Genomic DNA, 20873 nt, shown 5'->3' with positions numbered 1-20873 from the left:
AGCGCTCATAATCAATCTAACCTGGGCGCTTTTTTTGTGCTATCCCAGTTCAAAAATAGTAATCCCGGCCCCGCCCCTGTCCGCATGCTCATCATGGATGTTACTAACCTGACTGTAAGTACGGAGATGCTTGCGGATCATGTCCCTTAAAATGCCATCGCCCTTCCCGTGTACTATACGTAACTCCCTGACACCAAGCATTGTAGCACCGTCGATTAAATGGTCAACTGCTATTAGCGCCTCTTCGGTTCTTTTGCCCCTCAAATCAATCTGACTTTTAAACGCAATGTTTCGCCTGGAAATGTCAAACCCACCCACAGGGCCACCCGGACTTTCTGGAAATTTTTCTATTTCCTTCAAGGCTTGTTTTGAAACCCTTTCTAACCGGTTCAACTTAACTTTGGAAGTTAATGCACCGATTCTGATCTCCGCATCCTTACCTTTGATCGCCAATACTTCCCCTAAAGTAGCCTGACCTTTTACCCTGACATAGGCGCCCACGACAATTTCGCCATCAACTACCTCCACCGGTTGTTTGGACTTTTTCACTTTTTGTGTAGTGAGGGATTTTTTGAAGGTATCTAACGATTGTCTGGCCACTTTGGTAGCCGTCTTTTCTGCCTTGCTCTCTTTAATGGATCTTATCGTAGCTTCAATTTTTTTGTTGGTACCAGCCAGAATTTGTCTTGCTTCTTCTTTAGCCTGGTTAAGTATGTTTTTTTTCTGCTGATCCAATTCTTCGCTAAGCTGATTATATTTTTGTAACAGGTTGTTCAGCTCCTTGTTTTTACGTTTCAGCTCATCTTTTTTAGTATCATAGTATCGCTTGTCTCTCTCAAGTCTGGATAGTAGCCTGTCAAAGTTAACTTTTTCGGTGCCCAGGTTGTTTTTAACCTGATCGATTAACCGGTGTGGCAACCCGATTTTGTAGGCAATTTCCAGGGCAAAGGAGCTGCCGGGCTTTCCAATCTCCAGTTTATAAAGAGGTTCCAGGTTTTGTACATCAAACCGCATCGCTCCGTTTACAATTCCCTCTGTATTGTCAGCAAATTGTTTAAGATTCCCATAATGCGTATTTACAATACCAAAAGCCCCGTTTTTATGCAACTTGTCAAGTATTGCTTCAGCGATGGCGCCGCCAAAGTTAGGGTCGGTCCCTGTCCCAAACTCATCAATAAGAAATAGCGTGTCCTTATCTCCGTGTTTTAAAAAATACTTCATATTTGTTAAATGGGAGCTATAGGTACTCAGATCATTTTCTATGGATTGCTCGTCGCCAATATCAATAAACAGGTTTTTAAAGACACAGATCCGAGAGCCCTCTTCGACCGGAATCAGAAGTCCGCACTGAAACATATATTGCAATAGTCCCACTGTTTTCAGACAAACAGACTTGCCACCTGCATTCGGACCGGAAATAACCAGGATTCTCTGCGACTGATCGAGATAAATGGTAAGCGGCACCACCTCTTTTCCGACCTTCCGGTGTGCCAGTAACAGAAGCGGATGCCTGGCAAGTCTCCAGTCCATCCTCTTTTCTTGGCTAATAGCTGGCATATTTGCCTGAATATCCAGCGCAAACTTTGCTTTAGCCATGATAAAATCCACCATTCCTAAAAACCGGTATGCCTTCTCCAAGTCATCCAGGTACGGTCGGATCATAGTAGTAAGGTCGGTAAGAATCCTGACAATTTCCCGTTTCTCCCGGTATTCCAGCTCACGAATGGCATTGTTGACCTCCAGTACAGTAGCCGGCTCCATATATACCAGTTGCCCGGAGGAAGATTCGTCATGTATAAAGCCTTTTATTTTCCTTTTGTGTTCTGCCAGTACCGGAATGACCATCCTGCCTCCGCGGATAGTGATGTTGCTATCATCCTGCACATAACCCTGTTTAATGGCATGCCGCAATTCCTGATTTAACTGCTTCCGTATCTTTCCCTGTTCCGATTGTATCGATTGTCTGATTCTGGCTAATGCCAGAGTAGCGTTGTTGCGAAGTTCCCCTTTTTCATCGATTTTAGAGTCAATTTCATTACATAGTCCTTGCTCAATCATCACACCACCGGTAATCAAAAACAAGGCCGGGTACTGCTCCCGGAACTTTGAAAAAAAGGCAAGGCACTTTAGAATGGTATCGAGCGATATACTGATATCATGCAATTCACTTTCCAGTAAAAAAACTCCCTCTACCCTGGCCTTTTCAAGACTCACATTGACATCAATATAGTTAGCCTTCGGAAAACTTTCTCCGCTTTCCAGGATAGCCTTAAATTCGAAAGTTTGAGAAACCAGTTGCCTTATGTAGCCCGGGTCGCCGGAAAACTTCATGCTGTTCACAAAGCCTGCCCCAAGCGTACTGCGGCAATGTTCGGCTACCAATGCCCTTATCTTGTCAAACCCAAGCTTTGGCTCAATATTTTCAGGATAGCGCATTTTTACTGTCGTGGATAAGTACTGAGGTTATTTATTGGCGCTGTTTTGCTTCAGAAGCTGTTCCCGGACATTCAAACTATCTACTACCGCCACATAGATTTCTTTCATTTCCTTAACATCTTCCAGGTAATAATTATAACTTTTGTAATAGATAGAGTCGTTGATTTGATGTTTCTCAAATAACTGTTTTTCATAGGTTTGGAACAGCTTTCGGGTAGAATCCCTTTTAACACCCAACTTCGTCAGCTTGGCCTCGGTAAGATGCAAATCAACTAAAAACCCTATCATTTTATCCTTTTCCAACAGCCAGTCAGGCTTTTCGCCGTCCTCTTTTTTATTACAGGAAAGGAGTATAATGGCCGCCAGAAATATCATTTTCTTATTCACAACTGAAAATTACTTAAATATGTCTAATTTTAAAACCAGGTTTGGTTGACAGATTTTAATATCCCGAAAGATTGTTAAAAAATGTTAAACAGCCAGGCTAATTTTCTATAATAATGAGAAAATACCGTGATTTGCGGTTAATTTGTTTCGTTCAAAAACCAGGCCATTGACAATATTGAACTCAAACATAAATGTTGGACAAAGATAAATTTTATGGTTTCGCGCTCCAATAAAATATCACCCCAAACCATGCAGTCCATTTTGAAAAAGCTGCGAAAATACGAATTACAAATCCGGAAGGCTATTACCTCTAAAATGCAGGGCGATTTTCATTCGATTTTTAAAGGTTCGGGGCTGGAGTTCGATGATGTCAGGGCCTATCAGTATGGGGATGACATAAGAACGATCGACTGGAATGTCACTGCCAAAGGGCATGGTACCTATGTGAAGACTTACAAGGAAGAAAAGGAACAAACCGTATATTTTGTGCTGGATGTCAGTGCTTCTCAAAATCTTGGTACGGAAGGTCATCAGAAAATAGACATAGGTAAAGAGATCTGTGGTGTTTTGACACTTTCGGCGATAAAGGAGCAAAGTCAGGTTGGCTTGATTTGTTACTCAGATCAAAAAGAAAGATATGTGAAGTCCGGCAAAGGACCGAAACACGGGTATAATGTTATCCATCAAATCTATAATCTACACCCGAAATCAATCAGGACCAACCTTAAAAAGGCATTGGGTTTTTCGCTGAACATGATTAAGAGAAGAAGTGTTATTGTCCTCATATCCGACTTCATCGATGAAGACTATGAACATAACCTGAAAGCGTTGGCCAAGAAACACGATGTCGTTATCATTCATATTTTTGACCCCCGGGAGTCTATACTTCCGAAATTGGGAATAGTGCCACTGTATGACAAGGAAAGCCAAAAAACCATCTGGGTGAACACCAGCGCAGCCGGTTTTAAAAAGAATCTAGGCAAAAACCTGGTCTCACGCCAAAGTGAACTGGAAAGCTTTTGCAGGCTGCATCAGATAAATTACCTTCCCGTCAGTACTGACGAGAATTATGTGCCCAAGCTTATTAAATTGTTTAAGGTCAGAAATAAAACAAAGAAAAGTGCTTAGGAAAACTGCCGTCCACATTTTCGTTTCATTTTTACTTTATCCGGCCCTTATCAACGCACAGCAGCTCGAGCCAAAAGGTATGTTTTTGTCCGATAGCATCAAAATCGGGGAGGAGGTTGTGTATTCGCTTTCCATCGAATATCCAAGGGACAATAACATCATATTCCCGGATTCACTGTACGATTTTATGCCTTTTGAGTTCATAAAAAAGACGGAGTTTTTCACAAAATCGGACAGCGTAAAAAGTTTCGATAGTGTGGTTTACTACCTCAGTACCTTTGAGGTCGATCCGGTACAACAGCTGGCTTTGCCGGTATTTCTGATCGCAGCAGGTGACAGCACCGGCTATTATACTATGGAAGATTCTATTGTTTTGCAGCAATTAATCACCCAGATGCCAGACTCAATTGCATTAAAAGACAACAGCGAATATGCCAACGTAAAGCTTGATTTTAATTATCCCTATTTAATTTTCGGATTAAGTCTTTTTTTACTGGTGGTAATTGCAGTGGCTTTAATATTTGGCAAGCAGATCAGCAAAAGGCTCCGTCTTTACAGGCTTAGAAAGCGGCATGAGAAATTTGTGCTGATTTTTAACGACATGCTTAACAGTGTTCAGGACCGGAAAGAAGATGCCGAATCACTTTTGTTAATCTGGAAAAAGTATATGGAGAAACTTGAAAATGCCCCTTTCACCAAATTAACTACCAAAGAAATTGTGAGAATACAACCGAATGACGCTTTGAAATTAAACCTTAAAAACATTGATAAGGGGATATATGGTCATGGTAACATTAAAAACCTGGCTTCGAACTTTACGGAATTAAAAGACTATGCTTTTGAAAGGCTAAATGTAAAAATGAACCTGATTAAAAATGCTAAATAGATCGGAAGGGTACTGGGACTGGATTTCGGCCGAATGGTTTCTGAAAAGTACACTGACCAGTTTTGACTGGGAAAACCCCGTGTTTTTATATGGTGTGTTGATCATTCCGTTTTTGTTTTTATTACGGTGGTTGCTTAATTTCAAGTTTATCCAGAAGCTGGATGTGGCCTTTCATAAAAAACAAATCAAATGGCAGCCATCAAGCCTTTTGCGGTTTATTCCTGATATTTTTCTAACCCTCAGCCTGTTGTTCATGCTGATTGCCATGGCAAGACCACAGGAAACCAACGAGAAGGTAGAACAATGGACAGAGGGTATTGATATTATGTTAGTAATAGATATATCCGAGTCGATGCAAATTGAAGATTTTAAGCCTAACCGGCTGAAAGCCGCCAAAAATGTGGCCAGGGATTTCATACAGGGCCGATTTCAGGACAGGATCGGAATAGTCATTTTCTCCGGTGACGCCTATTCACTATCACCGCTTACCACTGATTACGATTTATTGTATTCCTACATAGACGAGGTTTCATTTGACATGATCGAAAGCCGTGGCACAGCCATCGGCAGTGCACTGGCTGTGGCCACCAACAGGATGAGAGAGTCCGAATCGAGCTCGAAAGTCCTGATCCTGTTAAGTGATGGCGACAACACTGCCGGAAATATCGATCCTATAACGGCTGCCCAGCTAGGCGCTGCATACAACATAAAGATGTACACCATCGGTATTGGCAAAGAAGGCAGGGTGCCCTTTGGAAAGGACTTTTTTGGTCGCACCACCTATGTTGAAAATACGCTGGATGAAACCACGCTTAGAAAAATCGCAGACATTGGTGAAGGGAAGTTTTACCGGGTATCTAATAATCAGGCCCTGAAAGAAGTATTCGCCCTCATCGATGAGTACGAAAAAGCAGAAATCAAAGAAACCCGTTTCCGGGATACCACCGATTTTTATCACATTTACCTGAATTGGGCTATATTGAGTTTTCTGGTCTGGCTGGTACTGAAATCCAGCTTTATGAGTAACGTTTTGCAGGACTGAGTGTTAATAAATAGTATACCTTTAGCAGAACCGTCTTCCGGTAGGTGCAATTGACAGTTGGTAATGGACAATTATTTTATGGTATACACCTTTGGTCCGGCGATTATGAAATCATCTGATCCTCTTATTAGTAAGGCTATTGGATAGGGTAAGGGTTTCGGTTGTGCTCCTCCGGCTCGAAAGGCACAGGCGCAACGTGGGTGTTGCATAACTTAAGACTGGGGGGACTTAACCCGCAACTTGCAACACAAATCCCCCCCTCACACAACCACATTAATCTTCAACATATTTGTCCTTTTTTTTGCTTCCAACGGCATGCTGGCGGTTGTGATAAACAGGTCACCGGTATTGAGATGGCCGTTTTCCTTCAGAATTCTTTCTACATCTTCAATCGTTGAATCAGTCGATACCATTTTGTCATAATAATACCCTCTGATCCCCCATATAAGATTTATCGTATTCAAAAGCCCCTCATTTTGGGTAAAAATGAATATATCGGCTTTGGGACGATGAGTAGCCAGTCTGAATGCTGTATACCCCGAAGCTGTCATACCGACGATGGCTTTGGCCTTTGTCCTTTTGGCAAGGCGCGCAGCACTTAACACCAAAGAGTCATTAATAAAGGTGGGCGACTCATCGTGCACATAGCCGGTATGATGAAAATAATTGTTTTCGGCCTTGCTTTCAACAATGGCGATGGTTTTTGACATACTTTTCACAGACTCCACCGGATACTTCCCCGCTGCAGTCTCTGCCGAAAGCATCAAGGTATCGGCGCCATCCATAACAGCGTTGGCAATATCATTGGTCTCAGCCCTGGTGGGTCTCGGATTGACAATCATACTTTCCATCATTTGCGTGGCAATAATCACAGGTTTACCTGCCACATTGCACTTCTCTACCATCATTTTCTGCAACATGGGCACTTCCTCCATCACCACTTCTACCCCAAGGTCTCCCCTCGCTACCATCAAAGCATCGGTTTCCATGATAATTTCATCAATATTCTCTATGGCCTGGGGCTTTTCAATTTTGGCAATCACTTTGGTGTGTTTCCCGCTTGCTTTGATTTTTTGCTTCAAATACCTGACGTCCTCAGCTTTTCTTACAAAAGAAAGCGCCACCCAGTTTACTTCATTTTCCAGGCCAAAAATCAAATCTTTTTCATCTTTTTCCGTGAGTGAGGGTGCCGATACCTCCGAATTGGGAAGGTTAATGCCTTTTCTGGATTTTAACATTCCTCCAAAAACCACCTCAGTGGTCACCTCCTTGCCATTGACGCCTAACACCTTTAACTCAATTTTTCCATCATCCACAAGAATCGTATCACCATTAGTTACGTCATCGGGAAGGTATTTATAAGAGGTGCTTATCTTCTTCGAATCACCAAGTATCTCCTCGGTGGTGATCACCAACTGCTCACCCGCGTTAATGGCCACCTCACCGTTTTCAATCTGATTTACCCTGATTTTAGGCCCCTGTAAATCCTGTAACAGGCAGATATGGGCACCTAACTCCTTATTGATCTCCTTCACATAATTGATCACCTTTTGGTGGTCTTCATGCGTACCATGCGAAAAATTAAGCCTGAAAACATCTGCTCCTGCCTTGTAAAGCTCAATGAGTTTCTCTTTGGTATTGCTGGCCGGGCCTACGGTTGCAATAATCTTGGTTTTGTTAAAAATTATTTCTCTTTTCATACTAAAAGACTAAATTCTCCTTTGATTTAAGCTTTAACACTTCAAGATTCATGACGTTTTGAATAATATCTATTTGCCGTAATCTTGCTGCAACATGTTCGGGTTTAAATGTTTGTTCAAATCCATCAATAATTAACAGGTAATCGAATTGTTTCAATTCAGGTATTAAAAACGATTGATTAGTGGCAGACATAGCGACAGATTTATTCTTAAGCAGGCGCAAAATACTTTCTTCTTTTCCAAAAAGAAAGTTTGAGATGATTAAATTTTTGTTGTTCAAAAAATTAATTTTGATATCCTCATTTTTAATCAGATTAACGTTCAGCCCCCGGTTTAATTCCCATGCCAACTTGTGTTCAGAGGCTGGTGAAATGATGCCGAACAGCTTGAAATTATAATCAAAATCTACTACTAATTTTTGCTTTTTCATAGGGGCCGGATTAGCGAAAATTATGTAAAAATAAGCAAGAAAACGGGGTTTTTTACCAAGGGTCTAAATTGGTAAAAATTGTTTGACATTATAGTATTTAATGCATTTCTTTGCAAAGTGTTTTACTAAACTAATTTAAAAATGTCTGAAATAGCACAAAAAGTAAAAGGAATTATTATTGACAAATTGGGTGTAGAAGAATCTGAGGTTACCCCGGAGGCAAGCTTCACCAATGATCTGGGTGCTGACTCACTTGATACAGTCGAACTAATTATGGAATTTGAGAAAGAATTTAATATTTCTATACCTGACGATCAGGCCGAAAACATCGCAACCGTAGGCCAGGCAATTTCCTACCTCGAAGAAAACGTTAAATAATTCTACTTTTAGCTTCTATTAAAAATTCTTTATGAATTTAAGGAGAGTCGTAGTTACAGGGTTAGGCGCACTTACACCTCTGGGAAACACATTTCCCGAATATGAAAAAAACCTGTTAGGCGGAGTAAGTGGCGCCGCTCCTATCACCAGATTCAACGCTGAAAAATTTAAAACAAGATTTGCATGTGAGGTCAAAAATTATGACCCGGGCGATTATTTTGACAGAAAAGAAGCCCGTAAAATGGACCCATGTACGCAATACGCGCTCGTTGCTTGTGATGAGGCCATTGCAGATGCTGATCTTGATCTGGAAAACCTCAACCTGGATCGCATCGGTGTTATCTGGGGATCGGGAATAGGCGGGCTCAGAACATTTCAGGATGAGGTCGTGAATTTTTCCGAAGGTGACGGAACTCCGCGATTCAATCCTTTTTTCATTCCCAAAATGATCGCTGACATCACTGCCGGTCACATATCCATAAAGTATGGTTTCAGGGGACCAAATTTCGTGACGGTCTCAGCTTGTGCTTCCGCCACAAACGCCCTGATTGATGCGTTTACTTATATTCGTACCGGAAGGTGTGATATGATGGTCTCGGGAGGAAGCGAAGCAGCCGTAACGGAAGCGGGTATCGGAGGGTTCAATGCGATGAAGGCGTTATCGGAAAGAAATGACTCACCGGAAACAGCCTCGCGGCCATTTGACAAAGACAGAAATGGCTTTGTGTTGGGAGAAGGTGCCGGCACCATTATTTTAGAAGAGTATGAACACGCCAAAGCCAGAGGCGCCAAAATCTACGCAGAGTTATTAGGTGGAGGCATGTCGGCAGATGCTCACCACATCACAGCCCCTCACCCGGATGGGGCAGGCGCTTCATTGGTAATGCAAAGTGCTTTGCAAGACGCCGGCCTGCAAACAGAAGCTGTAGACTACATCAATGTCCATGGCACCTCTACTCCACTGGGAGACATTAGTGAAACATTAGCCATACAAAAAGTATTTGGAGAACATGCCTACAAACTTAGCATAAGCTCCACCAAATCTATGACCGGCCACCTGCTAGGTGCCGCCGGTGCCATTGAAGCCATTGCTTCTTTAGTTGCTATCAAAAATCAGACCGTTCCTCCTACTATTAATCATTTTACTGATGATGAACGGTTTGATCCAAATCTGAATTTTACCTTTAATAAAGCTCAGCAGAGAAAAATCGATGTGGCTTTAAGCAATACCTTTGGTTTTGGAGGCCACAATGCTTCTATTATATTTGGAAAACCAAAAGAATAGTGTATTCCCTTTTAAAATGGATTTCACGAATCGGTATTAATCAGTCCCCAAAAAATAAACGGCTCATTTCGGCGGTAAATACCATTGTAGGGAGAAAGCCTATTAATCTTGATATTTATGAACTGGCTACCAAACATGCTTCGGTGGCCAAAACCTTAAAATCAGGCTTTCGGGAATCCAATGAAAGACTGGAATATCTCGGAGATGCGGTGCTGGGTACAGTCATTGCAGAATTTCTATTTAAGAAGTATCCGTTAAAAGACGAAGGATTCCTCACTGAAATACGCTCCAGAATTGTAAACCGGGAATCACTAAATGACCTGGGAAAAAAAATTGGCCTGGATGTTTTGATTGAATATGATGCCAATAGAAAAAACTCGCTCTCCCACCGGTCCATACATGGTGATACCCTGGAAGCTTTGGTTGGGGCGGTTTATCTGGACAGAGGTTTTAGGTTTTGCAGAAAGTTTATTATCAATAAATTGTTGCTCCCTTACTACGACCTCGACCAGATAGTCAAAACTAACCCCAACAGTAAAAGCCTCATCATTGAATGGGCGCAAAAAGAGAATAAGGAAGTAAGGTTTGAGGTGGTAGAAATAAAAAACAAAAGACACTTCAAAGAGTTTACTGTTCAGGTCTTTGTCGATGACAAACCAGTTGGAAAGGGACACGGAACAAGCAAGAAAAAAGCTGAACAGGATGCAGCCCAAAAATCTTGTGAATTCCTCGATCTTTAGAAAAGCCTGACAGGTTGTGCTTTTAAGCATGTATTGTTTATAATTGCGATGCAATAGAAATCATTTTATGTCCAGATATACAGTTGCCGGTGGAAGCCTTAACCAAACCCCCTTGGATTGGGAAGGCAATGTTGATCGTATCATTGCATGTATCCGCAAGGCGATTACAGAAAGCGTAGATGTGTTGTGTTTACCGGAACTGGCTGTCAGCGGCTACGGTTGTGAAGACCTGTTTTTAAGCGATTGGCTACCGGCAAAAGCGGTCACCTTTCTTCCGGAAATTGCCGAAGCCTGCGAAAATTTGATGGTGGCTGTAGGAGTGCCTGTCAGGTTTGAAGGCAGGTTGTATAACTGCGCCTGCGTCATTAGAAATCAAAAAATTCTCGGTTTTAATGCCAAACAAAATCTGGCCAATGATGGTGTGCACTACGAGCCCAGATGGTTTACACCATGGCCGAGTGGGGTGGTTAAGCAAATCGAACTGGAAAACCAGCTTTATCAAATCGGTGATGTTGTCTATGAAATCGATGATTTGAAGATCGGATTTGAAATCTGTGAAGATGCCTGGAGGGGTAACCAGCGCCCTGCATGCCGCCTATTTGACAAAAAGGTAAATCTCATTTTAAACCCCAGCGCCAGTCACTTTGCCATGGGCAAGGCCCGGTTCAGGGAATCACTGGTTGTCGGTAGTTCAAAGAATTTCAGATGCAGCTATGTTTATGCCAATTTGTTGGGCAATGAGGCGGGCAGAATGGTCTATGACGGTGATGTGCTGATTGCGCAAAATGGCCGCCTGGTACAAAGAAACAACAGGTTATCATACAAAGATATGAATTTGGCCAGGGCCACACTGGATTTTGAAAACCCTTCGGATTCCCGGGCAGACTTCAACCACGATGATCATGACAAATGCACCGAATTTGTCAAAGCCAGTACCCTGGCACTGTTCGACTATTTGAGAAAAAGTAGAAGCCAAGGGTTTGTATTATCTCTAAGTGGCGGCGCCGACTCATCAACCTGTGCAGTTCTGGTAGCTGAAATGGTAAAAAGAGGAATAAAGGAGCTGGGGCTGGATAACTTTATCAAAAAACTTAATTTCAATCCGGGTGATTTCGACACCCTGGAAAATATTGCCGGGGAGCAGGATTTATTTAAACAAGTCACTCATAAAATACTGACCTGCGCATACCAGGCCACCGAAAATTCTTCCTGTGAAACCTTTAATGCTGCCCAGGCACTGGCAACAGACACGGGAGCTGTTTTTTATCACTGGAATATTGACCAGGAGGTCAGTTCATACACCCGGAAAATTGAACATGCACTTGGTTACCCGCTGACCTGGAACGAGCATGATATTACCTTGCAAAACATCCAGGCGCGATCCAGGGCCCCGGTAATCTGGATGCTGGCCAACCTCAACAACGCCTTATTAATCACTACCTCCAACCGTAGTGAAGGTGACGTAGGTTACACTACCATGGATGGGGATACTTGTGGTAGTATCGCCCCTATAGCTGCGGTTGACAAACATTTTATAAACCAATGGTTGCTTTGGGCTGAAAAAAACCTGGGTTACCGAAGTCTGACTTATGTCAACAGCCTTAATCCCACGGCGGAGTTAAGGCCACCGGGCCAATATCAAACCGATGAAGGTGACCTGATGCCCTACCACATTCTCGTAGAAATTGAAAAACTGGCAATCAGAGATCATCAGTCTCCTGTAGAGGTGTTCAATCAGTTGTCCGGATCTGCGTTGACTTCCCAGCCGTTACTAAAACAATACATTAAAAAGTTTTATCAATTGTGGGCAAAAAATCAGTGGAAAAGGGAACGCATTGCTCCGGCTTTCCACCTCGATGATTTTAACGTAGACCCTAGAACGTGGTGCAGATTTCCGATACTATCCGGAAGTTTCAGAGAAGAACTCGAAACGTTGGACCACTTATGAAGTTATGATGGCAAAAGAGATATGTATCAGACAAAAAATGAACTATAGATATTTACCTTATATTTGATCAAATTTTTAATTATGCTTTCATTTTTAATTTTTATTGTCTGGGATCCGGTGGCTGAAGTGATACCGGGTTGGAGCATACCGAGATGGTATGGATTACTGTTTGCCCTGGGGTTTTTAATTAGCCAGCAATTATTGATCTACATTTTCAAAAAAGAGGGTAAGTCGGAAAAAGATGTCGAATTACTCACCATTTACATAGTGGTAGCAACTATTGTGGGAGCCAGATTGGGCCATGTCCTGTTTTATGGGTCAAGCCATTACCTTTCCAATCCCATAGAGATTCTGAAAGTGTGGGAAGGCGGTCTGGCCAGTCATGGGGCTGCCATAGGCATTCTTGCCGCACTGTATCTCTATGTAAGAAAGAAAAAAAACCAAAGTTATCTTTGGGTAGTAGATAGATTGGTCATCGCTGTGCAATTACCGGCTGCCTGATCCGGTTCGGGAATTTCATGAATTCCGAAATCCTGGGAATTCCCACAAATAGTAATTTTGGTGTGGTTTTTGCTAGAGAAATTGAAGAAGGTCTGGAAAATACGTTTCCGGAAATTGAAAATGTGGAAGCTATAAAAGGTAGCGGTCAGGAAGCGGCAGAAGGTTTTGTGCCATTAGGGTTAGAAATCACTTTCCCAGGGAAAGATTTACAGGAGAATCAGGTGCGGCAACTGTTGGAATCAAATATTAAGGATGCACTTGTAAGATACTCTTCCCGTCAGGAACCCAATTTATTCGAGCCGGCTAATGAACCATTGAAATATGATTTATCCCGGAAAAATAGCGTCTACATGGCAAAAATTCAAACCAATGGTATAGCCAGGCATCCGGGTCAGCTCTATGAATCCATTTATTGCTTTTTGCTATTTGTATTATTGTTTGTCATTTGGCACAAGAAAAAGGACAAAACACCGGAAGGACTGATTTTTGGGCTATTCCTGGTTATACTCTGGACACTTAGGTTTATAGATGAGTTTTTTAAGGAAAATCAAGAAGCTTTTGAAGAAGATTTGCCATTGAATATGGGACAAATATTGAGCATACCACTGGTTTTAATAGGCATTTATATGTTATTCAGAATTAGATTTCGTCAAAATAAGGTGGGAAACAAAATTGATAAAGTTTAAATAACATAATGTTTATGTACTATTATAGAATTTTATGGTTTAAATATTGTTTATTGACAAAGAATTTTTACTTTAATTCTATCTTAAGTAATTATAAATGTTTATAATACATAAGTAGCAAAGTCTTTTGCAGATATTTAATTCTGTGGATGAAACCTATTAACTTTAGGTAGTGTTGTTAGATTACCATGAGCTAGTCAACCGTAAATGTAATAGAAAGGTATTAATTTGTCGCATTGTTTACTTGTTTGTATGCTTATACAGAACACCTCTTACAGGTGCAGTGTCTTTCTATTGCTTGTGTTATTCACTGCTTCGGCTCACTGCCAAACCTCACAAAACACACCCAACAGCAATCCGGGCAGTTCGAACACCGACCACAGTAACAGCGCTTCCGATGAGGAAGATGTTTATGTAACGATTCAGAATATTTTTATCATTGGCAATAAAAAGACAAGAGAAAGCATCATCTTACGCGAGATTGGGGTGCAGGTTGGTGATGTGGTGCTAAGAAGCGACCTGGAGAAGATTCTGGAAAATAACAAAAACAACATTGTAAACACCCAACTGTTTTTAACCGTCGATCTCCAAATAGTTGATATTGCCTTTCATCAGGTGGAAATTTTAGTCAAGGTATCCGAGCGATGGTACCTGTTTCCGGTACCTGTATTTAAACTGGAGGCAAGGAACTTCAATGACTGGTGGACCAACTGGGACCGTGATTTTAACAGGGTCAGCTATGGGATGAAGTTATACCAATACAACCTAAGGGGAAGGAATGAACGACTTAAACTGGAAGCTCAATTTGGATTTACGAGAAGGTTTGAGCTTGATTACAGAATACCTTACATTGACAAATCGCAACAAAATGGATTGATATTACGGGTTGGTTATGACGAAAACAATGATGTGAATTATATAACCGAGGATCATGTACAGCAATTTGCCGATTTTGGTAAAAGAGGCAGGGAAAACATCTATGGTTCCGTCACTTTTAGTCATCGCCCCTCTTTTTATAGTTTTCATTATTTTTCGCTGTTTTATCAAAATGCAAGAGTAGCTGACTCGGTTGCCCAACTCAATCCCAACTACTTTTTAAACGGACGTACGCAACAGCAATATTTCCAGTTTCGGTACCGGTACCGGAAAGAGGCCAGGGATATGATCGCTTATCCCTTGAAAGGTTATGTATTTAATTTTACCGCAGATAAACTGGGGCTGGGTATATATGACGATATCAACCAGTTGGAAATCAATGCGGATTACAATAAATTTTTTGATCTGGGCAAAGACTATTTTGTGTCTAGCAGGGTGAGCGGAAATGTCAGCTTCCCAAGACGACAGCCGTATGTCAACTCCCGGGCACTGGGATTCAGGCCCAATTTTATAAGAGGATATGAATTAAATGTGATCGAGGGTCAAAGCTTTTTTCTCCATAAGCTTGCCTTTAAAAAACGTATCTTAAATACGTCGGCCCGGCTTGATAAATTCATCAAGAAAGACGAATTTAATAATATACCGATCGCTATTTATCTCAAAACCTATTTTGACGGAGGCATTGTCAACAGACACATTGATGAAAGGGAAAATAGCAGGCTTGTCAACAGATACATCTTCGGTACCGGCGTAGGGCTCGATGTGGTTACTTATTATGATTTCGTGATGCGGTTGGAGTACTCAGTGAACAGTGAAGGTGTAGGAGGTTTTTTCCTCAACTTCAGATCTGTGTTCAATTAGCCGCAATATTCAATGCCAGGCTTTCTATCCCCTTTATCTGAATTTAGGTTTCCTGATCGGACTTCCCAATACGTAAGTTAGTTGCAGACTGGTAACTATATAAAGGTCGTTGTCATTCCTATCACCACGCCGGACGCCAGGAAGGTTGTCCGATACCACAGAGTAAGTATTGTTATCGGCACCCACATAAGTAGTACGGCTTTGTTCAAGTACCTGAAGGAGATCAGCATTTCTTTCATCACCCGACACAACCGCAATCGGTTCGCCCGCCCTTCCCGATAAAGTTCTTGCCAGATCACTATCCAGCAGCCCGTAATCAGGATACTCAGAACTCACGTCATCAATATAATCGAAAAACAGAATTCTGTAACCCATTTCAAAAGCCAGATCAAAATTCTTGTTAAGCTTCAACCTGACCCCGAAACCGGCAGGAATAGAAAACTGTACTTTGTGATAGGCTTCAACATCACTGGCGTCGTTATTCTGTCCCTCCGTACCGAGTGGATGCAAGTCTACCCAATCACCTGCATTTTCCAATGGTATTCCGTTTAAATCAAACTCCGGCACCTTGGCCTGAGGGTTATGATGAAAAACTGCCACACCGGCAAATATATAGGGTGTGAAAAGTGCCCTTTTGACGTAAAATCCATGATTACGTATCAAATCAAAAATAGCTGTTCCCGATAATTCAAAAATTGTATTCCTGAATTGCAGGTTTCTTGCATACCTGTCCCTGGATTCGGGATCATCCAGGTCGGCAGACTCAAAGTCATCCCCCTTCATGGTAGCCCAATTAAATGAACCTCTGAGAAATACCCTGGAACCGATCCTGTGATTGGCCATTATCCCAAAACCGGCGCGAGTAAACGAAATATCAGTGCTCAGGTTTCCGGGCCTTGGGGCAAGATCCCCAAAATAGTTGATCGCATTGATCCCGATTCCAATCGTGGTGTATCGCAATTCTTTGTTAAACTTAAACAAGCGGTTATTTTTCCTTGCCTGCTTAAATACGTCGCTGTCCTGCGCCAACGTATAATTACAACTTAATAATAAAACAGCACTGGTAAAAAGTAAATGAATTTTGTTCATTATTTCGGTTTAAATTTCAAAAACAATGGTTGTGCTTTCAGGCAAGGTCAAATTTATACCTGTAATCATCCTGTTTTGCTTAGTCCCGATTTTAAAACTAACTTTCAAAAAAGTCTCACAAAAAACTATCGACAAAAAAGTTATTAATTGATAAAACAATCATCTTTTACACAACCGGGCTAAAAATAATGCAATTTTAGCTTAAATAATAAAAATAATTTTATTATTCGATGTTCTCCTGAAAATACACGTTGGTTTTAATTGCATAAATTTTTTATATTGCTTTTTTGATTTTCAATGAGAACATTTTTTTCAGGATGTTTATTAATGATAATCCTGTGTTCCAAAAGCCAGCCATTTAATTATGCAATCAGTGCCAAATCCCTCGGAATGGGCGATGCGACGGTAGCTTTTTGTGACCACTGGTCTATTTTTAATAACGTAGGCGGATTTAGCAGATCTAAGTCGGTCGTTTCCTTATTTTCAATTTACAACCGATTCAATGTCAGCGAATTAAGCTCACTGAATGCAGGTTTGATATATCCTGTCGGAGCTTTCAACCTGGGTATGACAGTAAACAGGTTTGGTGACCGGCTGCATCATCAAAATCAGGTAGGACTTGCCATAGGTCATACCCTGGGCAATACTGGCCTTGGGCTGAAGGTAAATTACCTGGTTTTCAATACCGAAGGTTATGGGAGCAGGGGCTACCTGATCGTGGAAGCCGGTAGTGTCACAGCATTGACCCCACAGCTCAGCGTGGGCATGTATGCCTTTAACATAAACCTCGCGGCATTCGGAGGACCCGCAGATAACAGATTGCCGGTATTATTCAGGGTAGGTATTTCTTATGAACCCATATCAGTCTTTGTTTTAAATGCGGAGGTTGAAAAAACGCTCTTATTTACCACCACCACAAAAATTGGGTTGCTGTACCGGGTAAAAGAAAAATTTAACATAACCAGTGGTATCCAAACCAATCCTTTTAACTATAACTTCGGAGCCGGATTCGACACCGGGAAACTTGAGATTGGTTACGCAATTACCGGCCATTCAGCATTAGGACTCTCCCACCTTTTAAGCGTAAGTTATGAATTAAAACCGGAAAGATGAGGCATTTTGTTTTTCTAAAACTATTATTGATACTAACTGGTGATTTAGAAGTAAACGGGCAAGCTGAATTCATTGACCGAAGCGGTGACCCACTCAACCGGGAAACAGGTCTTTTAAACATGGATGAGGGACAATACAGCGAGGAGACTGCCCGGCATTGGATCGACTTGCAGGAAAACCCGCTTGACCTTAATCAGATTACCAAAGATGAGTTAATGTCGTTGTCACTTCTATCAATTTCTCAAATCAATAGTTTTCTGAACTATATTAAAATTCATGGTAAGTTAATTTCAATTTACGAACTGCAGGCCATTCCGGGTTTTGATGTCAATACGATCCGCAAAATACTGCCTTTGGTTACCTTAAAGCCCTCAACCCAAAACTATGTAAGCCAACCTCTGATAAAACGCATCGGAAATGCCGATAATCATTACCTGGTTTTACGTGTAAACAAGACACTGGAAAAAAAGTCCGGGTATTATGACACGGGCAAATCGAGATTTGCCGGTTCCCCTTACCAATATTTGATCAAATATCGATCCAGCCACTCCAAAGATTTTAGTTTGGGATTAACCCTGGAGAAAGACGCGGGAGAAAAGTTTACCTGGAAACCGGAAAATCATCAGTTTGGTGCGGATTTTTGGTCATTTCATCTCACTTTACAAAACCGGGGGCGATTAAAAAACCTGACCTTTGGAGACTATAGGCTTCAGCTAGGTCAGGGAGTATTGTTTGCTGCAGGTTTTTATCCCGGCAAAGGTGCCGAAACCATCACCACCATCAGACGGAGCAATCTGGGAATTGTGCCCTACACATCTACAACTGAACATGGATTTCTCCGGGGAGCTGCTGCCACCTATCAAATCGACCGGTTTGCCCTTACTACCTTCTACTCCAATAAACTGATTGACGCAAACCTGGAAGCGGACACTGTGGTTTCCACTTATTTAGTGAGCAGTATCAAAAAAAGTGGATTGCACCGCACTGATAGTGAAATCGGCCAGAGAAAATCGCTTCATGAAGAAGTCGGTGGTGTGAACATTTCTTATGTAAGCGATGACAAGAATTTGAGTCTGGGTCAGGTGATTAGTTTCAGCAGATACGGTTTTGCACCGGCAAGGTCCGACAAACTTTATAAAAAGTTTGAAAGCAATGATAAACTGACGGGCTACCTTGGCTGTAATTTCAGCTACAATTGGGAAAACTTTCATTTCTTTGGAGAAGGAGTTTGGGGTAGTATGGGCAAGTATGGACTGATTTTGGGAGCTTTGGGTAGTTTTTCTTCAATGGTTCAGTTCTCGTTGCTTTTCAGAAAATTTGAAACGGGCTATCATGCACCATTTGGTGACGCTTTTTCAGAAAATAGCACCAATAGCAACGAGTATGGATTTTATTGGGGATTAAAGTTATTCCCTTTCAAAAACTTTACCCTCACAGCCTTTATGGATACCTTTCAATTTCCATGGCTAAAATTTCAGGTGGACCGCCCCTCGAGCGGCAATGAACACCTGCTTTCATTTTCTTACCAATTCGCCCGGAATACGGAGATAACCGGTTTGCTACGCCAGGAAAATAAAGCAATGAATGATGCAGGAACCTCCGCGAATTTAAACAAGGTTGTCATGCGGCAAAGAAACAACTATCAACTGAGCTTTAACCACCATATTGCTGACTTGTTGACGCTTAAAACCAATCTCCAGTGGAGCCGTTTTGAAAAAGCCGGAAACAAAAGTAAAGGTTTCTCAATGAGCCAGGATCTATACATTAATTGGCGGACATTACGTTTAAGTAGCCGGATCATGTTGTTCGATACAGAAAACTTCGATAACCGGCACTACAGGTATGAAAGGGACTTACTTTACGCCCTGGCCATACCGGCCTTTTCAGGGAGCGGATACCGTTATTACACTATGCTCCAAACCAAAATATCAAGGAATCTGACTTTTTGGGTGAAACTGGCAAAAACCATCTACTTTGACCGGATGGTCATTGGTTCGGGGACTGATCAAATCAACGCACCTCAAAAAACAGATATCAGATGTCAATTAAGGTATTCTTTTAAATAGGATAAAGGGAGGCATGACATTCCTAAAAGACCGGCGCTTAACCGTAATAACATCAGGCTTTTACCAGTTCAAATATGGTGATTTCGGGCTCAATACCAATTCTTCCCGGGAACCCCAGGAAGCCAAAACCACGATTTACGTAGAGATATTGGTTTTCTTTTTTATAAAGGTCAGCCCATTGTTTGTACATATATTGTGAGGGGCTCCATCTGAAATTAGCGGTTTCAATACCAAACTGAAAGCCATGGGTATGCCCGGCAAACATGATATCAATATCCTTGAATTCAGGCCTGACCTGTGCGTCCCAATGGCTCGGGTCATGGGAAAGTAACAGCTTTACTACCGCATCTTCGGTTCCTGCGTAAGCCTCACCCAATTTACCGTATTTAGGAAATCTGCCTGTTCCCCAGTTTTCAACGCCCAGGATGGCCAGCTTTTCTCCACCCATCTCTACGATATGGTTTTCGTTATTTAATAAATTCCACCCAAGTAGTTTGTGTGCGTGGTGCATATCGCTAAGGTTTTGTGCCTTTTCCTTCCCACTGGGCCAGACCCTGTAATTTCCATAGTCGTGATTCCCCAAGGTAGAAAATACCCCAAGTGGTGCCTTTACCTTTTTGAAAATATCAATGTAATTATTTACTTCCTTGGTTTCATTATTCACAAGATCACCGGTAAAAAAGATTAAATCTGTCTTCTGTTGACTCAACAGTTCTATACCTCCTATTACTGATTTCCTGTCAAAAAAGCTGCCGGAGTGTACATCAGAAATCTGCCCTATCCGGATCCCATGAAAGGAATCCGGAAGATGGGGCAGTTTTATTTTTTTAAACACTATCCGGTAATTGTGAACACCATTGACCACCCCGAAACTTAAGGTGGTAAAAGGTAATGCTGCTGTCGCTACCGCAGCCTTCTTGATAAACTCCCCTCTGGTCATTTCCGAACCAGTCTTTTTGTTCTCACTGCTAACCACCGCTTTCTTATTAAAAAAAAGGTTTTGCATCCCCTCAATTATATCTCCCATAAAAGTGATCATCATAATGATACCCTTGGAAAAATAACTGATGAACAGAAACGCCATTAAAATCGAACGTTGATGAAAATTCAACAACGTGGTGCCGGTAAAGTGATATACAAAAAGACCGAGAATAGACAGCAGGGAAACCAACCAGAAACCCACAGCAAAAATTCTTAAAAACCGGGGAGAAAGGTTTTTAAAGAAAATCTTTATGGCACTATGGGCATAAAGGTCTACAATGATTAAAATAATCGCTAAGATTGGTATGACCAGCAATTTATTCATAAGCTAACCCGGATC

The 20873-nt window shown here is 41.7% G+C and carries 16 protein-coding genes and 1 pseudogene; 11 read left to right on the top strand and 6 right to left on the bottom strand.

The features are described from left to right. Nucleotides 1-39 precede the first annotated feature (39 nt). Both AC04NP_RS07255 and AC04NP_RS07250 read right to left on the bottom strand, forming a co-directional pair. Nucleotides 40-2436, bottom strand: a complete 2397-nt coding sequence (locus AC04NP_RS07255; RefSeq protein ID WP_482858850.1) for an endonuclease MutS2 — start codon at nt 2434-2436, stop codon at nt 40-42. Between the two features lie 27 nt (nt 2437-2463). Beyond that, a complete protein-coding gene (locus tag AC04NP_RS07250; protein WP_482858849.1) occupies nt 2464-2823 on the bottom strand; it encodes a DUF4296 domain-containing protein in 360 nt (119 codons plus the stop codon). A gap of 249 nt (nt 2824-3072) precedes the next feature. On the opposite strand from AC04NP_RS07250, the gene AC04NP_RS07245 reads away from it, so the two are divergent. Genes AC04NP_RS07245 through AC04NP_RS07235 form a run of 3 tightly spaced genes read left to right on the top strand, consistent with a single transcriptional unit; the run spans nt 3073 to nt 5879 of the window. After that, on the top strand, nt 3073-3951 hold the full coding sequence (locus AC04NP_RS07245; protein ID WP_482858848.1) for a DUF58 domain-containing protein: 879 nt from the start codon (nt 3073-3075) through the stop codon (nt 3949-3951). Then, nucleotides 3944-4837, top strand: coding sequence for a hypothetical protein (locus tag AC04NP_RS07240; protein ID WP_482858847.1), 894 nt, complete (start codon nt 3944-3946; stop codon nt 4835-4837). The genes AC04NP_RS07245 and AC04NP_RS07240 overlap by 8 nt, the downstream gene beginning before the upstream one ends. Then, a complete protein-coding gene (locus AC04NP_RS07235) occupies nt 4827-5879 on the top strand; it encodes a vWA domain-containing protein (protein ID WP_482858846.1) in 1053 nt (350 codons plus the stop codon). Before AC04NP_RS07240 ends, AC04NP_RS07235 begins: the two co-directional genes overlap by 11 nt. 260 nt (nt 5880-6139) lie before the next feature. Here the strand turns inward: AC04NP_RS07235 and pyk are convergent, their stop codons facing one another. Beyond that, nucleotides 6140-7579: a pyruvate kinase gene (gene pyk, locus AC04NP_RS07230; RefSeq protein WP_482858845.1), complete on the bottom strand. Its 1440-nt coding sequence runs from the start codon at nt 7577-7579 to the stop codon at nt 6140-6142. Nucleotide 7580: 1 nt separating this feature from the next. Then, nucleotides 7581-8009: an IPExxxVDY family protein gene (locus tag AC04NP_RS07225; protein WP_482858844.1), complete on the bottom strand. Its 429-nt coding sequence runs from the start codon at nt 8007-8009 to the stop codon at nt 7581-7583. Nucleotides 8010-8150: 141 nt separating this feature from the next. Here AC04NP_RS07225 and AC04NP_RS07220 point away from each other — a divergent pair, with 141 nt between their 5' ends. From AC04NP_RS07220 to AC04NP_RS07195, 6 genes and pseudogenes are all read left to right on the top strand, one after another. Beyond that, nucleotides 8151-8387, top strand: a complete 237-nt coding sequence (locus AC04NP_RS07220) for an acyl carrier protein (RefSeq protein WP_302237796.1) — start codon at nt 8151-8153, stop codon at nt 8385-8387. 31 nt (nt 8388-8418) lie between these two features. Next, nucleotides 8419-9672 carry a beta-ketoacyl-ACP synthase II gene (gene fabF, locus AC04NP_RS07215; protein WP_482858843.1) on the top strand — a complete coding sequence of 418 codons (1254 nt, stop codon included), beginning with the start codon at nt 8419-8421 and terminating at the stop codon, nt 9670-9672. Beyond that, a complete protein-coding gene (gene rnc, locus AC04NP_RS07210; RefSeq protein ID WP_482858842.1) occupies nt 9672-10412 on the top strand; it encodes a ribonuclease III in 741 nt (246 codons plus the stop codon). The genes fabF and rnc overlap by 1 nt, the downstream gene beginning before the upstream one ends. A gap of 67 nt (nt 10413-10479) precedes the next feature. Further along, nucleotides 10480-12360 carry an NAD(+) synthase gene (locus AC04NP_RS07205; RefSeq protein ID WP_482858841.1) on the top strand — a complete coding sequence of 627 codons (1881 nt, stop codon included), beginning with the start codon at nt 10480-10482 and terminating at the stop codon, nt 12358-12360. Between the two features lie 81 nt (nt 12361-12441). Next, nucleotides 12442-13547: pseudogene (locus AC04NP_RS07200) on the top strand (prolipoprotein diacylglyceryl transferase). 252 nt (nt 13548-13799) lie between these two features. Then, nucleotides 13800-15284 (top strand): BamA/TamA family outer membrane protein, encoded by a 1485-nt coding sequence (locus AC04NP_RS07195; RefSeq protein WP_482858840.1) that lies wholly within the window; start codon nt 13800-13802, stop codon nt 15282-15284. Nucleotides 15285-15317: 33 nt separating this feature from the next. Here AC04NP_RS07195 and AC04NP_RS07190 read toward each other — a convergent pair whose 3' ends face one another. Next, entirely contained in the window at nt 15318-16373 is a 1056-nt protein-coding gene (locus tag AC04NP_RS07190; RefSeq protein WP_482858839.1) for a DUF6089 family protein, read from the bottom strand. 390 nt (nt 16374-16763) lie between these two features. Between AC04NP_RS07190 and AC04NP_RS07185 the strand changes: the two genes are divergently transcribed. Beyond that, nucleotides 16764-17486 carry a hypothetical protein gene (locus tag AC04NP_RS07185; protein WP_482858838.1) on the top strand — a complete coding sequence of 241 codons (723 nt, stop codon included), beginning with the start codon at nt 16764-16766 and terminating at the stop codon, nt 17484-17486. After that, nucleotides 17483-19552 carry a ComEA family DNA-binding protein gene (locus AC04NP_RS07180; protein ID WP_482858837.1) on the top strand — a complete coding sequence of 690 codons (2070 nt, stop codon included), beginning with the start codon at nt 17483-17485 and terminating at the stop codon, nt 19550-19552. The genes AC04NP_RS07185 and AC04NP_RS07180 overlap by 4 nt, the downstream gene beginning before the upstream one ends. Before the next feature lie 52 nt (nt 19553-19604). On the opposite strand, the gene AC04NP_RS07175 is transcribed toward AC04NP_RS07180, so the two are convergent. Beyond that, entirely contained in the window at nt 19605-20858 is a 1254-nt protein-coding gene (locus tag AC04NP_RS07175) for a metallophosphoesterase (RefSeq protein WP_482858836.1), read from the bottom strand. Between the last annotated feature and the right edge of the window lie 15 nt (nt 20859-20873).

The sequence above is a fragment of the Agaribacillus sp. DX54 genome (genome assembly GCF_056858335.1).
Note: the sequence above shows the minus strand (reverse complement) of the source record. Positions and strands in the feature narration are given on the sequence as shown.

What these genes read in the sequence shown, in the direction of transcription:
- AC04NP_RS07220 (WP_302237796.1), top strand. Translation starts at nt 8,151, where the DNA reads ATGTCTGAAATAGCACAAAAAGTAAAAGGAATTATTATTGACAAATTG.
- AC04NP_RS07245 (WP_482858848.1), top strand. Translation starts at nt 3,073, where the DNA reads ATGCAGTCCATTTTGAAAAAGCTGCGAAAATACGAATTACAAATCCGG.
- AC04NP_RS07205 (WP_482858841.1), top strand. Translation starts at nt 10,480, where the DNA reads ATGTCCAGATATACAGTTGCCGGTGGAAGCCTTAACCAAACCCCCTTG.
- AC04NP_RS07180 (WP_482858837.1), top strand. Translation starts at nt 17,483, where the DNA reads ATGAGGCATTTTGTTTTTCTAAAACTATTATTGATACTAACTGGTGAT.
- pyk (WP_482858845.1), bottom strand. Translation starts at nt 7,579, where the DNA reads ATGAAAAGAGAAATAATTTTTAACAAAACCAAGATTATTGCAACCGTA.
- AC04NP_RS07235 (WP_482858846.1), top strand. Translation starts at nt 4,827, where the DNA reads ATGCTAAATAGATCGGAAGGGTACTGGGACTGGATTTCGGCCGAATGG.
- AC04NP_RS07255 (WP_482858850.1), bottom strand. Translation starts at nt 2,436, where the DNA reads ATGCGCTATCCTGAAAATATTGAGCCAAAGCTTGGGTTTGACAAGATA.
- AC04NP_RS07225 (WP_482858844.1), bottom strand. Translation starts at nt 8,009, where the DNA reads ATGAAAAAGCAAAAATTAGTAGTAGATTTTGATTATAATTTCAAGCTG.
- fabF (WP_482858843.1), top strand. Translation starts at nt 8,419, where the DNA reads ATGAATTTAAGGAGAGTCGTAGTTACAGGGTTAGGCGCACTTACACCT.
- AC04NP_RS07190 (WP_482858839.1), bottom strand. Translation starts at nt 16,373, where the DNA reads ATGAACAAAATTCATTTACTTTTTACCAGTGCTGTTTTATTATTAAGT.
- AC04NP_RS07195 (WP_482858840.1), top strand. Translation starts at nt 13,800, where the DNA reads ATGCTTATACAGAACACCTCTTACAGGTGCAGTGTCTTTCTATTGCTT.
- AC04NP_RS07175 (WP_482858836.1), bottom strand. Translation starts at nt 20,858, where the DNA reads ATGAATAAATTGCTGGTCATACCAATCTTAGCGATTATTTTAATCATT.
- AC04NP_RS07185 (WP_482858838.1), top strand. Translation starts at nt 16,764, where the DNA reads ATGGGCGATGCGACGGTAGCTTTTTGTGACCACTGGTCTATTTTTAAT.